This window comes from Nocardiopsis changdeensis (assembly GCF_018316655.1).
In the GTDB taxonomy this organism is placed as follows: domain Bacteria; phylum Actinomycetota; class Actinomycetes; order Streptosporangiales; family Streptosporangiaceae; genus Nocardiopsis; species Nocardiopsis changdeensis.
Map to the genome: position 1 here is coordinate 2,282,762 of NZ_CP074133.1, position 13,372 is coordinate 2,296,133.

Here is a 13,372-nt window from a genome sequence, read left to right on the forward strand (position 1 = left end):
ACCCGCCCATTGTCCCCCCGCGGGGCCCCGCGTCCCCGCCCGGAGACGACACGGACGCCACACGTCCCCGGCCGGGTCCGGCCGCTTCCCGGGCCGCGAATCCCGCTACGATCGGTGCCCATGTCCCGTCTCGACAGCAAGGCCGTGCTCCAGGGCCGCCGCTCCCGCCATTCGATCACCCTGATCCTGGGGATCACCGTCAGCCTCGTCTGCATGGCGGGCATGCTCGTCTACCTGTGGCTCCTGGCCCTGGCGGGCGGCGCGGCCGCGGGCATCGACGGCGCCACCGGGTTCGTCGTCGCGCTCGTCGCCGCGGTCATCCCGGCCGGGATCCTGGTCCCGCTCATCCTCATGCTCGACCGCCTGGAGCCCGAGCCCGGCTGGGTGCTCTTCTTCGCGTTCGTCTGGGGCGCGGGCGTGGCCGTGGTGGCGGCCCTGCTGCTCAACACCTGGGGGTTCGCGGCGATCACCGTCCCGCTGTTCGGGCAGGAGGTGGGTGACTTCCTGGGCACCTCGGCGGTGGCGCCCCTGGTCGAGGAGAGCGCCAAGGGCGTGGTGCTGCTGATCCTGCTGTGGCGGCGCCGCAACGAGATCGACACGTTCACCGACGGCGTCGTCTACGCGGGCATGGTGGCGACCGGGTTCGCCTTCACCGAGAACATCCTGTACTTCCTCAGCGCCTTCTTCGACGGGACCCTGGTCGCCACGTTCGCGATCCGCGGCATCGTCGCCCCGTTCGGGCACCCGCTCTACACCGCGATGATCGGCATCGGCGTCGCCTACGCGGCCATGCGGCCGGGCTTCCTGCGCCTGCTCGCGCCGGTCGCGGGCTGGGTGCTCGCGGTCCTGCTGCACGGCATGTGGAACGCCTCCACCTACTTCGGCTGGACCGGGCTGGGCCTGGCCTACCTCGTGCTGTTCGCCGTGCTGGTGGGGGTCCTGGCGCTGGCCGCCCACGACCGCCGCGGCCAGGTCCAGGCGATCGCCCACTACCTGCCGCCCTACATCCCCACCGGGCTGGTCACCCCGGCCGACATCTCCATGCTCAGCACCCTCAAGGGGCGCCGTCAGGCCCGCGAGTGGGCGGCGCGCAACGCGGGGTCCAAGGGCCGCGAGGCGATGCGCGAGTACCAGCTCGCGGCGACCGAGCTGGCGCTGCTGCACAAGAAGCTGGACGCGGGGCTGCGACGGGAGGACTGGAAGGTGCGCCGGGACGCGTTCCTGGCCCTCATGCACGTGTCCCGGGACGCGTTCCTGGGCCGCCTCCCCCAGCCGGTGGCGCCGGGCTGGGCGGAGCGGCCCACGGACTCGGGCTTCCTACGCCGCGCGGACTTCGCCCACGTCATCGCCCAGGCGCGGGCTCAGCAGGAGTACTCTCCCCGGCACGGTCGGTGAGGACGGCCGCCCCGTCCGCCGGGGTCAGGCGGGTGGTGGCGAAGTACAGCCGGGAGATCGCGATCCAGGTCAGCGCCGAGCCCAGCACGTGCAGGACGACCAGGCCCTCGGGCAGGGCCAGCGCGTACTGGACGTAGCCCACGACCCCCTGGCCGAGCACCACGGCGATCAGCAGCAGGGAGGCGGTCCTCGCGGGGCGGCCCGCCCCGGTGCGGAACGCCAGCACGGCGGCCAGGACGGCGCAGGCCAGGGTGAGCCAGGCCAGCGCCGAGTGGAGCTTGGTGACGGCCTCCAGCGCGAAGCCCCAGCGCGGCGCGGCGGCGTCGCCGCCGTGCGGGCCGGTGCCGGTGACCACGGTCCCGGCGATCAGCAGCAGGAAGCCGATGACGACCAGGCCGATGCTCAGGGTGTGCAGTATCGGGTTCACACAGACCCGCGGCGTGCCCTCGGGCTCGCGGGAGCGCACGTACAGCGCCACTGTGATGAAGACCATCACCATGGACAGCAGGAAGTGCGCGCCCACGGACGCGGGGTGCAGGTCGGTCCACACGGTGATGCCGCCGACCACGCCCTGGCCCAGGACGCCGAAGGGGACGATCGCGGCCAGGCGCACCAGGTCGCGGCGGCGCTGCGGGGCCCGCAGGAACGCCACGAACGTGATGACGGCCACCGCCAGCACGACGAAGGTCAGCGTCCGGTTGCCGAACTCGATGGCGGCGTTGAGCGCGGCGTGCCCGGTGTCGATCGGCACGAAGCTGTCGGGCGTGCACTTGGGCCACTCCGAGCAGCCCAGACCCGAGGAGGTCACGCGCACGGTCGCGCCGGTGACGGCGATGCCCGCGTTGGCGGCGATGTTGCCCAGCGACCACAGGCGCAGGGACTTCGCGGTGGGCTCCCAGATACTGCGGGCCAGCAGGACCAGGGCCAGCACGCCGGCGGCCGCGACGGCGATCTGCCATGCCCACAGGGGGACGCCGAGCAGGGCGATGTCCTCCGCCGCGAGCGGGGCGGGGGTGATCGCGGCGGACGCCGCGGAAGCCGGGGAATCAGACATACGACAGAGCGTAGTACACGGCTCCGGGAGTCGTGACGCGCCCCCGCCGACGTGTGCGACCTGCGCCTACGGCGACTGCTCGGCGGTTCCGGAGGAGGCGGAGGTGCGGGTGGAGCCCGCGCTGGCGAGGATGACGCAGCCCACCGCCAGCCACTGCCAGACGGTGAGCATCTCGCCCAGCAGGACCAGGCCGACCAGGGCGGCGGCGGCCGGCTGCAGGCTCATCAGCACGCCGAACACCCGCGGCGGCATCCGGCGCAGGGCGTTGAGCTCCAGGGTGTAGGGGACCACCGACGAGAGCACGCCCACCGCCAGGCCGAACAGCAGCACCCGCCAGTCCAGCAGCGCGGCCCCGCCCTGGGCGATGCCCGCCGGGGCCATCAGCAGCGCGCCCACCACGCCGGCGATCGCCAGCCCCGACGCCCCGTCGAACCGCCGGCCGGTGGCGGCGCTGAGCAGGATGTACCCGGCCCACGACACCGCGGCCAGCGCCGCGAACAGGATGCCGAGCGGGTCGAGGGAGCCCGACTCCAGGCCCAGGGCCGCCACGCCCAGCCCGGCCAGGCCCGCCCACAGCAGGTCGACGCGGCGGCGCGAGCCCAGAACCGCGATCGCCAGCGGGCCCAGGTACTCGATGGTCACCGCGATGCCCAGGGGGATGCGCGCGAACGCCTGGTAGATGAAGAAGTTCATCGTGGCCAGCGCCACGCCGTAGCCGATCACCACCAGCCAGTCGCCGCGCGTGTACGCCTTCCAGGCGGGGCGCACCACCAGGCCGAGCAGCACGGCGGCGGTCAGCAGCCGCAGCCAGACCACGGCGGCGGGCGGCAGCACCTCGAACAGGTTCTTGGCCACCCCGGCGCCGGTCTGCACCGAGACGATGCCGATGAGCACCAGCCAGACGGGCGGCACCGCGTCCGCCGCGGTGCGCAGGGAGAACGGTGCCTTCGGTGTGGTCGGGGTGCCCATGGTCATTCATCCTATGTTTTGTGACTCGTGCTCCGGGCGCCCGCCCTCCCGCGCGGCCGCCGCGCCGTCCGGGGCGCGGGCCGGGAAGACCGCCGCCCACAGCAGCAGCCCCCAGGCCACCAGGGACACCGACGGCTGGAGCAGCGTCATCACCAGCCCGTACACCGTCCGCTCCGCCTGGTCGGTGACGGCCTGCACCCCGATCCACAGGAACGGCAGCGCAGCCGCCAGCAGGTTCACCGCCAGCGCCGCCCAGACCGCCTTCGAGCGGCCCGGCCGCCGCCACAGCAGCAGGGCCCCGCCGACCACGAGCAGGAGCAGGGGCGGCCCGAGCAGGCGCACGGACATGAACCACGGGACTCCGAGGGCTTCCATGCGGGGACCCTACCGAGAACGCCCCGTGTTCCCCGATTCCAGGGGGAACACGAACGAAGGGAGCGAAACGGTATGACATGCTTCCTGGTGGACCGTACCCCGCCCACTGGAGCCCTGTTCCCCATGTCCCGATCCCGCCGCAGCGACGCCCCCCGAGCCGCAACGGAACGGTACATACCCCACTGGCCGGTGCTGGCCGGCGCCACCGCCCTGGTCCTCATCGCCGCCATCCTCGGCTACGTGGGCGGGCTGTTCGCCTCCGACAGCGCGCGCGCCGAGGAGGGGGTGATCGCCGTCTCGGGCGTCCTGGTCCAGCCCGCGGAGCCGGAGGAGTCCCCCGAGCCCTCTCCGGAGCCCTCCGAGGAGCCCACCCACCCCGCGGGCATCGACCCCGAGACCGTCTACGTCCTCCAGAACGTGCACGGCGGCCGCGTCCTGGACGTCGCCCAAGCCGCCACCGGCAACGGCGCCGCGGTCCACCTGTGGGACCGGCACGACCAGGCCAACCAGCAGTGGCGGTTCGCGCCGGTCGAGGGCGGGTTCTACGAGATCACGGGCGTGGGCAGCGGGAAGGTCCTGGAGGTCCCCGCCGACGCGGCCGCCCAGGCCGCGGCCACCCTGCTCACCAGCACCGGGGCGACCAACCAGCACTGGACCGTCGTCGACGCGGGCGGCGGCGTCGTCCGCCTGGTGAACCGGGCCACCGGCCAGGCCCTGGAGGGCCAGGGCGGCGCCCCGGACAACGGGACCCCCGTGGTCCAGGCCCCCGACGGCGGGCACGCCTTCCAGCAGTGGCGGCTCGTCCCCCTGGGCTGAGCACGGCCCCCCTCGCCGGTCAGGGCAGCAGCAGCTCGCGCACCGTCTTCCAGCAGGTCTCGTCGGCGGCGTTCAGCAGCCCCAGCACGTCCGGGCCCTGGTCGGGCCGGTAGGGCGTCCCGTCCGGCCGCCGCGACACCCCGCCCGCCTCGGCCAGCAGCAGCGCGCCGGGGGCGTGGTCCCAGGGCAGGGTCCGGTGGAACAGCAGGAAGTCCCGGGAGCCCTCGCACAGCAGCGGGTAGTCGACGGCGGAGCAGTGCGCGCCGCCGTCCACCCCGGCGAACCGCGGCACCGACGCCTCCACGTGCCGCCTGGCCTCCGGGGCCAGGAAGCGCGTGAGCACCGAACCGCGCAGCCGCCCGGGGTCGGTCGGCGCCGGATCGCGGCGCAGCCGCGTCCCGTCGCGCCAGGCGCCCGCCCCGCGTTCGGCGGCGTAGGCGCGGTCCCACTCGGGCTGCACGATCCACGCAGCGACGGTCTCCCCGCCGTGCACCAGGGCCGCCATCACCCCGTACTCGCGGCGGCCCTCGACGAAGTTGCGGGTCCCGTCCAGCGGGTCCACCAGCCACACCACCGGCTCGGTGCGCAGCGCCTCCACCAGCGAGGGGTCGGCGGCCACCGCCTCCTCGCCCACCACCGGGGCGTCCACCAGCCCCCGCAGCCGGGCCGTGATGACCCGCTCCGCCTCCTGATCGACGACGGTGACCAGCTCGCCGGGGCCCTTCTCCATGACCTCGCCCTCGGACAGCGAGCGGGCCCGGGGCAGGATCACCTCGCGGGCCGCATCGCGCAGGATTCCGGTCACCGCGTCCATGTCGATCATGCCCGCCATCCTAGGACCGGGCCCCGACACGCCTGGTAGCCTGGCCCCGTGTTCCACCCCCGTGCGTAGACCGACACCGGACCGCCGCGCCCTCCGCGCCCGCGGTCCCTCCGGTGTCCACGCACGTCCGCGGCGCCCGCGCGCCGCCGCCCCCTGAGGGAACACACCCATGTCCTCGCCCCACGGGGCCGACTCCTACCGTGCCGTCCTGCGCACGCCCGGAGCGGTCCGCTTCTTCGCGCCCGCCATGCTCGGGCGCCTGTCCTTCGGCCTGCTGGGCCTGGCCCTGGTCCTGTCCGTCACCGCCGCGGCCGACTCCTACGCGGTGGTCGGCGCGGCCACCGCCGCCTACGGCGCCTCCGCCACGGCCCTGGCGCCGGCCCGGGCCCGTCTCATCGACCGCCACGGCATGCCGCGCGCCCTGGTCCCGATGGCGTTCCTGGCCGCCGCCGGCCTGCTCGCCCTGGCGTTCCTGACCTGGCGGCCGGGCGCCCCCGCCTGGTCCCTGATCGCCCTGCCCGCGCTCATCGGAGTGGTGATCCCGCCGCTGGGGCCGGTCACCCGCACCCTGTGGAGCCGTCTCTTCCACGACCGCGACGGCCTGCGCCAGCGGGCCTACAGCCTGGACTCGGTCGTGGAGGAGGCGGTCTTCCTCGCCGGTCCGCTGCTGCTGGGCGCGCTGCTGCCGTTCGCGCCGCCCGCGGCCGGCCTGGCCGGGGCCGCGCTCCTGCTGGTGGCCGGGGCCGTCCCGCTGGCGGGCGCGCCCCTGGCACGGCGGCGGCCGCGGAGGAGGGGGACCCGGCCCCGGACGGCGGCCCGCCGCCCTGGCGGGCCCTGCTGCCCGTGATGGCGACGGCGGCGGCGCTGGGCCTGACCCTGGGCGCGGCCGGGCTGGTGCACGTCGCCTTCGCCGAGCGCCACGGCGGCGCCGCGCTGCTGGTGTGGTTCGAGGCGGCCCAGACCGCGGGCGGGGTCGTCGGCGGCCTGGCCTACGGGGCCGTGCTGTGGCGGCGGGGGCCGCAGGCCCGTCTCGCCGGACTCGGACTGGGCGCCGGGGCGGCGACGCTCCTGGCCGCGACCGCGTCCGGGCCGCTCACGCTGTGCGCCGTGCTCTTCGCCGCGAGCGTCCTGGCCACCCCGGCGATCACCACCGCCTACCTGGCGGCCGACGCGGCGGCGGGGCCGGGGCGGGCGGTCCGGGCGGGCACGTGGGTCAACACCGCCTACAACGCCGGGGCGTCCGCGGGCGGCGCGGCGGCGGGAGTGCTCGTCTCCCTGGTCGCACCCGCCCAGGGCTACCTGGTCGCGGCCCTGCCCCTGGTGGCCGTGCCCCTGCTCGCGGCCGGGGCCGCGGTGCTCACTCCCAGCGGAAGAGGCGGGCGGCCAGCGCCCCGCCGACGACGGCCCACACCAGGAGGACCGCGAACGAGCCCGCCGAGGGAAGGGAGCCGTCCGCCAGCACCGCCCGCAGCCCCTCGCTCAGAGCGGTGATCGGCAGCGCCGAGGACACCGCCTCCAGCGGGCCGGGGAACGCGCTGACGGGGAAGAGCACCCCGCCCAGCCCCAGCAGCAGGATGTAGACCAGGTTGGCCCCGGCCAGCGTGGCCTCGGCCCGCAGCGTCCCGGCCATCAGCAGCGCCAGCGAGCTGAACGCGGCGGTCGCCAGCAGCACCAGGGCGGCCGCCGCGGCCGCGCCGCCGAACGACACCGCCGGGGCCCAGCCCAGCGCCAGCGCCACGGCGCACAGCACCGCGACCTGGATGACCTGCACGCCCAGCACGGCCAGCGTCTTGGCGGCCAGCAGCCCGAACCGGGACAGCGGGGTGGCGCCCAGCCGCTTGAGCACCCCGTACCGGCGCTCGAACCCGGTGCCGATGGCCAGCCCGGTGAACGACGTCGACATGATCGCCAGCGCCAGGACGCCCGGGGTGAGCGCGTCCACCCGGGGGCCCTCGCCGACGTCCAGGACGGAGGTGAGGCTGAAGCCGACCAGCAGCAGCACGGGGATGACCATGGTCAGCAGGAACTGCTCGCCGTGGCGCAGCATCACCCGCAGTTCCATCCCGGCCTGCGCGGCGACCATCCGCCACATCGGCGCGGCGCCGGGGGCGGGGGCGAACGGGGACGCGGCCCCGTCCGCCGGGCGCGCGGCGCCCGGCGCGGGCGCGGCGGTGCTGGAGATGTGCTCGCTCATGATTCGCGCAGTTCCCTGCCGGTGAGTTCGAGGAAGACGTCTTCGAGGGTACGCCGTCGCACGCGCAGGTCCTCGGCCAGGACGCCGGCGGACGCGCACCAGGCGGTCACCGTGGCGAGGAACTCCGGGCCCAGCGCCCCGGGGTCGTCGGTGCCGATCACGTACTCGCTCCGGCCGCCCGCGCCGCGCGCGGAGGAGATCCGGGTCCCGGCGGGCAGTGCCTCCCGCAGGGCGTCGGCGTCGACGGGGGTGTCGGTGGAGAAGCACACCTCGCGGCGGCCCCCGGCCAGTTCGGCGGGGGTGCCCTCGGCCACGACGGCACCGCGGTCGATGATGACCACGTGGTCGGCGAGGCGCTCGGCCTCCTCCATGTGGTGCGTGGTGAGGATGACGGCCACGCCCGCCTCGCGCAGTTCGGCGACCAGGTCCCAGGTGGCCATCCGCGCCTGGGGGTCCAGGCCCGCGGTGGGCTCGTCGAGGAAGACCAGTTCGGGGCGGCCGACCACGGCGCAGGCCAGCGACAGGCGCTGCTGCTGCCCGCCCGACAGGCGGCGGAACGGGGTGCGCGACACCGAGGTCAGGCCCAGCCGCTCCAGCAGCAGGTCCGGGGACACGGGGGAGGCGTGGAAGGAGGCCATCAGGCGCAGCCACTCGGCCGCGCGGGCCCCGGTGGGCACGCCGCCGGACTGGGGCATGACCCCGACGCGGGGCTTGAGCGCGTCGGCGTCGGAGACCGGGTCCAGGCCCAGCACCCGCACGCTTCCGCCGTCGGCGCGGCGGAAGCCCTCGCAGATCTCGATGGTGCTGGTCTTGCCCGCACCGTTGGGTCCGAGCAGGGCGGTCACCGCGCCCCGGCGCGTCCGGAAGGTGAGGCCGGAGACGGCGGTGGTGGCGCCGTAGCGCTTGACCAGGTCGACGACCTCGACGGCGGCTGTGTCCATGGGCCCAGAGTCTACGTGCGCCCGCGCGAGGCCCTTCACCGCCCCGCGCGCACGGGGGCGGCGCGGGGAGCGGCGGGGCGGCGGCGCGCCCCGGGGGAGGGGCGGACGGGGTGTCCGCATGGCGGGATGGCGGTCTCATTCGGCGAGACGATCGGTCGGAGGTGGGATGACCTGCGCTTTTCCCGGGGCGGCCCCGTTGTGGCGAACTCCCAGTTAGGCAAGCCTGACCTTGGTGACGAAGGGCATGAAAGCGGGTTTGCCACGACGGACTGATTTACGCCACACTGATGTTGTCAAAACCAGGAGCAGTCGTCGAGGGGAGGGATCGTCGTGCCCGACGCCGCCAACGTACCCCGCCCCCTGACCGGGCCCGAACGCGGGGCCGAGACCGGCACCCGCGCGCGCGTGGCCCGGCTCATCCTGGAGCAGGGGCCGATCACCGCCTCCGCCCTGGGCGAGCGGCTCGGCCTGACCCCGGCGGCCATCCGCCGCCACCTCGACAACCTGACCGGCGAGGGCATGGTCGAGGCACGCGACGCCCGGCCCCCGGGCGGCCGACGCGGCAGGGGGCGCCCCGCGCGCGTCTTCGCCATCACCGAGGCCGGTCGCGACGCCTTCGTCCACGCCTACGACGACCTCGCCACCAGCGCGCTCCGCTTCCTCGCGGAGACCGCCGGCCCCGAGGCCGTCGGGGAGTTCGCCCGCAGTCAGGTCGCCGACCTGGAGAGGCGCTACGAGCCGCTGCTCGACGCCGTTCCACCCGAACAGCGCGTCCGGCTGTTGGCCGAGGCCCTGTCCAACGACGGCTACGCCGCCACCGCCGGCCGGGCGCCGGCCCCCGGAGGCGGCGACCAGCTGTGCCAGCACCACTGCCCTGTCGCCCACGTCGCAGCCGAGTTCCCGCAACTCTGCGAGGCCGAGATCGAGGCCTTCGCGCGGCTTCTGGGCACCCCGGTGCGCAGGTTGGCCACCATCGCCCACGGCGACGGTGTGTGCACCACGCACGTCACCCCCAGGGGTGACGACGGGGCGGGCGGGGACGACCACGCCCCCGCGCCCACCAGCGCCCGCCGCACGGCGGGCGGAGGATTGCAACACCACTAGGACGTCTGAGTCCAGGAGGAGTCCGCGCATGACGTCTATCGCGCATCCCGAACTCGAAGGGATCGGTAACTATGAGTACGGCTGGGCCGACTCCGACCAGGCCGGTGCCTCGGCCCGCCGCGGTCTGAACGAAGAGGTCGTCCGCGACATCTCCGCCAAGAAGGACGAGCCGGAGTGGATGACCAGGCTCCGCCTCAAGTCGCTGAAGCTCTTCGACAAGAAGCCCATGCCCAACTGGGGCGCGGACCTGTCCAAGATCGACTTCGACAACATCAAGTACTTCGTGCGGTCCACGGAGAAGCAGGCCACCTCCTGGGAGGAGCTGCCCGAGGACATCAAGAACACCTACGACAAGCTGGGCATCCCCGAGGCGGAGAAGCAGCGCCTGGTCGCCGGTGTGGCCGCGCAGTACGAGTCCGAGGTCGTCTACCACCAGATCCGCGAGGACCTGGAGGAGCAGGGCGTCATCTTCCTGGACACCGACACCGCTCTGAAGGAGCACCCGGAGCTGTTCCAGGAGTACTTCGGCACGGTGATCCCGGCCGGCGACAACAAGTTCGCCGCGCTCAACACCGCCGTGTGGAGCGGCGGCTCCTTCATCTACGTGCCCAAGAACGTGCACGTGGAGATCCCGCTCCAGGCCTACTTCCGGATCAACACCGAGAACATGGGCCAGTTCGAGCGGACGCTGATCATCGTCGACGAGGGCGCCTACGTCCACTACGTCGAGGGCTGCACCGCGCCGATCTACAAGTCGGACTCGCTGCACTCCGCGGTCGTCGAGATCATCGTCAAGAAGAACGCCCGCTGCCGGTACACGACCATCCAGAACTGGTCGAACAACGTCTTCAACCTGGTCACCAAGCGCGCCATCGCCGAAGAGGGCGCGACCATGGAGTGGATCGACGGCAACATCGGCTCCCAGGTGACCATGAAGTACCCGGCCGTCTACCTGATGGGCGAGCACGCCAAGGGCGAGACCCTGTCCATCGCCTTCGCGGGCGAGGGCCAGCACCAGGACACCGGTTCCAAGATGGTGCACTGCGCGCCCAACACCTCCTCCACCATCATCTCCAAGTCGGTGGCCCGCGGCGGGGGCCGCGCCTCCTACCGGGGCCTGGTGCAGGTGCAGGAGGGCGCCCACAACGCCAAGTCCTCCGTCAAGTGCGACGCGCTGCTGATCGACACCATCAGCCGCTCGGACACCTACCCCTACAACGACCTGCGCGAGGACGACGCCGAGCTCGCGCACGAGGCGACCGTCTCCAAGGTCAGCGAGGACCAGCTCTTCTACCTGATGAGCCGGGGCATGGACGAGGACGAGGCCATGGCCATGATCGTGCGCGGGTTCGTCGAGCCCATCGCGCGCGAGCTGCCCATGGAGTACGCGCTGGAACTGAACCGGCTGATCGAGCTTCAGATGGAAGGAGCGGTTGGTTAAGTTGACCGGCCCGAGCATCGAACCCAAGGCCCACAGCCACGGCCTCGGGGACATCCCGTTCTCCAAGCTCGCGACCCACGGGTCCTTCGACGTGAACGACTTCCCCGTCCCCAACGGCCGCGAGGAGGAGTGGCGGTTCACCCCGCTGCGCCGCCTCAAGGGCCTGCACGACGGCAGCGCCGTCGCCGACGGCACCGACAAGGTCGACATCGACGCCCCCGAGGGCGTCACCGTCGAGACCGTCGGCCGTGACGACGCCCGTCTGGGCACCGCCGGCATGCCGGCCGACCGCGTCATCGCCCAGGCCTACTCGTCCTTCGAGCAGGCCACGGTGGTGACCGTCGCCCGCGGCGCCGCGCCGGACCGCCCGGTCACGATCAGGCGCGAGGCCCAGGGGGGCACCCGCTACGACCAGTTCGTCATCGACGTCCAGCCGCTGGCCGAGGCGATCGTCGTCCTGGAGCAGACCGGCACCGGCGTGCGCGCCGGCAGCGTGGACGTCCACGTCGGCGAGGGCGCCCGGCTGACCCTGGTCAGCCTCCAGGACTGGGACCGCGACGCCGTCGACGTCACCCAGCACAACGCCCAGGTCGAGAAGGACGCCACGTTCAAGTCGATCGTCGTCACGCTCGGCGGCGACCTGGTCCGGCTCTCCCCGAAGGTGGCCTACAAGGGGCGCGGCGGCAACGCCGAGCTGCACGGCCTGTACTTCACCGGCGACGACCAGCACCACGAGCACCGCTCGCTCATCGACCACAACATCTCCAACACGCGCTCGCGGGTGGAGTACAAGGGTGCGCTGAGCGGCAAGGGCGCCCACGGTGTGTGGATCGGCGACGTCATCATCGGCGAGGGCACCACCGGCACGGACTCCTACGAGCACAACCGCAACCTCCAGCTCACCGACGACACCCGCGTGGACTCGGTGCCGAACCTGGAGATCTTCACCGGTGAGGTGGAGGGCGCCGGCCACGCCGCCGCCAGCGGTCGCCTCGACGACATCCACCTGTTCTACCTGCGTTCGCGCGGCATCCCGGAGGACGAGGCGCGCCGCCTGGTCATCCGCGGCTACTTCCTGGAGCTCATCAACCGCATCCCGGTCGAGGAGCTCGCCGAGGAGATCATGGCCAAGGTCGAGCGGAAGCTGGCCGCGCATGAGTGACGCCGGTCGCTGGGTGAAGGTCGCCGAGCTCGCCGAGATCCCCGAGGAGGGGGTCCTCGGGGTCGAGACCGACGACGAGACGCCCATCGCACTGGTCCGGTCCGAGGGCGAGGTGTTCGCGCTGCGGGACGTGTGCTCGCACGCGGAGGTCCGCCTGTCCGAGGGCGAGGTCGAGGACGGCACCATCGAGTGCTGGCTGCACGGCTCCTGCTTCGACCTGCGCTCGGGGGCGCCGATCAACCCGCCCGCCACCCGGCCGGTCCCCACCTACGACGTGAAGATCGACGGCGACGACGTGCTCGTGTCGTTGGACGAGAAGAATTCCTGAGGCTGAAATGACGAAGTTCGAAATCCGCGGTCTGCGCGCCGACGTCCTGATCGGCGAGGACGAGCGCCGAGAGATCCTCAAGGGCGTCGACCTCACCATCAACTCCGGTGAGACCCACGCCATCATGGGCCCCAACGGCTCGGGCAAGTCCACTCTGGCCTACGCCATCGCCGGGCACCCGCGCTACGAGATCACCGACGGCGAGGTCCTCCTCGACGGCGAGAACATCCTCGACATGAGCGTGGACGAGCGCGCCCGCGCCGGCGTCTTCCTGGCCATGCAGTACCCGGTCGAGGTCCCGGGCGTGTCCATGTCCAACTTCCTGCGCAGCTCCGTCACCGCGGTGCGCGGCGAGGCCCCCAAGCTCCGCCAGTTCTCCAAGGAGCTGCAGGGCGCGATGAAGGACCTGTCCATCGACCCGGCGTTCGCCGCCCGCGGCGTCAACGAGGGCTTCTCCGGCGGCGAGAAGAAGCGCCACGAGATCCTCCAGCTGGAGCTGCTCAAGCCGAAGGTCGCGATCCTGGACGAGACCGACTCCGGCCTGGACGTCGACGCGCTCAAGGTCGTCTCCGAGGGCGTCAACCGCGCCAAGGAGAACAACGACCTGGGCGTCATGCTCATCACGCACTACACCCGGATCCTCAACTACGTGAAGCCGGACCACGTCCACGTCTTCGCCAACGGCCGCATCGCCGAGTCCGGCGGCTCCGAGCTGGCCGACACCCTGGAGGCCGAGGGCTACGAGCGTTTCGTGAAGGCGGGCGCATAAC

At 73.1% G+C, this 13,372-nt stretch carries 14 protein-coding genes; 8 read left to right on the forward strand and 6 right to left on the reverse strand.

The window, feature by feature from the left end:
• The first annotated feature begins 120 nt into the window (after positions 1–120).
• Complete coding sequence (locus KGD84_RS10435; RefSeq protein ID WP_220560069.1) at positions 121–1,395, forward strand: PrsW family intramembrane metalloprotease; 1,275 nt, start codon at positions 121–123, stop codon at positions 1,393–1,395.
• On the opposite strand, the gene KGD84_RS10440 is transcribed toward KGD84_RS10435, so the two are convergent.
• The 3 genes from KGD84_RS10440 to KGD84_RS10450 form a co-directional block, all read right to left on the reverse strand.
• Positions 1,343–2,449, reverse strand: a complete 1,107-nt coding sequence (locus KGD84_RS10440) for a COX15/CtaA family protein (RefSeq protein ID WP_220560070.1) — start codon at positions 2,447–2,449, stop codon at positions 1,343–1,345. The two genes, KGD84_RS10435 and KGD84_RS10440, sit on opposite strands and share 53 nt — an antisense overlap.
• 66 nt (positions 2,450–2,515) lie before the next feature.
• Positions 2,516–3,418: an EamA family transporter gene (locus KGD84_RS10445; protein WP_220565663.1), complete on the reverse strand. Its 903-nt coding sequence runs from the start codon at positions 3,416–3,418 to the stop codon at positions 2,516–2,518.
• 6 nt (positions 3,419–3,424) lie between these two features.
• Positions 3,425–3,793, reverse strand: coding sequence for a hypothetical protein (locus tag KGD84_RS10450; RefSeq protein ID WP_220560071.1), 369 nt, complete (start codon positions 3,791–3,793; stop codon positions 3,425–3,427).
• 123 nt (positions 3,794–3,916) lie between these two features.
• Here KGD84_RS10450 and KGD84_RS10455 point away from each other — a divergent pair, with 123 nt between their 5' ends.
• Positions 3,917–4,609, forward strand: coding sequence for an RICIN domain-containing protein (locus KGD84_RS10455; protein WP_220560072.1), 693 nt, complete (start codon positions 3,917–3,919; stop codon positions 4,607–4,609).
• Between the two features lie 19 nt (positions 4,610–4,628).
• On the opposite strand, the gene KGD84_RS10460 is transcribed toward KGD84_RS10455, so the two are convergent.
• On the reverse strand, positions 4,629–5,432 hold the full coding sequence (locus KGD84_RS10460) for an inositol monophosphatase family protein (protein ID WP_220560073.1): 804 nt from the start codon (positions 5,430–5,432) through the stop codon (positions 4,629–4,631).
• A 169-nt stretch (positions 5,433–5,601) separates the two neighbouring features.
• On the opposite strand from KGD84_RS10460, the gene KGD84_RS10465 reads away from it, so the two are divergent.
• Positions 5,602–6,279 (forward strand): MFS transporter, encoded by a 678-nt coding sequence (locus KGD84_RS10465; protein ID WP_260697207.1) that lies wholly within the window; start codon positions 5,602–5,604, stop codon positions 6,277–6,279.
• Positions 6,280–6,789: 510 nt separating this feature from the next.
• Here KGD84_RS10465 and KGD84_RS10470 read toward each other — a convergent pair.
• Positions 6,790–7,626, reverse strand: a complete 837-nt coding sequence (locus tag KGD84_RS10470) for an ABC transporter permease (RefSeq protein ID WP_220560074.1) — start codon at positions 7,624–7,626, stop codon at positions 6,790–6,792.
• Entirely contained in the window at positions 7,623–8,567 is a 945-nt protein-coding gene (locus KGD84_RS10475; RefSeq protein ID WP_220560075.1) for an ABC transporter ATP-binding protein, read from the reverse strand. Before KGD84_RS10475 ends, KGD84_RS10470 begins: the two co-directional genes overlap by 4 nt.
• A gap of 330 nt (positions 8,568–8,897) precedes the next feature.
• Here KGD84_RS10475 and KGD84_RS10480 point away from each other — a divergent pair, with 330 nt between their 5' ends.
• Genes KGD84_RS10480 through sufC form a run of 5 tightly spaced genes read left to right on the forward strand, consistent with a single transcriptional unit; the run spans position 8,898 to position 13,371 of the window.
• Entirely contained in the window at positions 8,898–9,671 is a 774-nt protein-coding gene (locus KGD84_RS10480; RefSeq protein ID WP_220560076.1) for a helix-turn-helix transcriptional regulator, read from the forward strand.
• Between the two features lie 28 nt (positions 9,672–9,699).
• Positions 9,700–11,112 (forward strand): Fe-S cluster assembly protein SufB, encoded by a 1,413-nt coding sequence (gene sufB, locus KGD84_RS10485; RefSeq protein WP_220560078.1) that lies wholly within the window; start codon positions 9,700–9,702, stop codon positions 11,110–11,112.
• A 1-nt stretch (position 11,113) separates the two neighbouring features.
• Positions 11,114–12,274, forward strand: coding sequence for a Fe-S cluster assembly protein SufD (gene sufD, locus KGD84_RS10490; protein ID WP_220560079.1), 1,161 nt, complete (start codon positions 11,114–11,116; stop codon positions 12,272–12,274).
• Complete coding sequence (locus tag KGD84_RS10495; protein WP_220560080.1) at positions 12,267–12,602, forward strand: non-heme iron oxygenase ferredoxin subunit; 336 nt, start codon at positions 12,267–12,269, stop codon at positions 12,600–12,602. The genes sufD and KGD84_RS10495 overlap by 8 nt, the downstream gene beginning before the upstream one ends.
• A 7-nt stretch (positions 12,603–12,609) precedes the next feature.
• Positions 12,610–13,371, forward strand: coding sequence for a Fe-S cluster assembly ATPase SufC (gene sufC, locus KGD84_RS10500; RefSeq protein WP_220560081.1), 762 nt, complete (start codon positions 12,610–12,612; stop codon positions 13,369–13,371).
• Position 13,372: the final 1 nt, after the last annotated feature.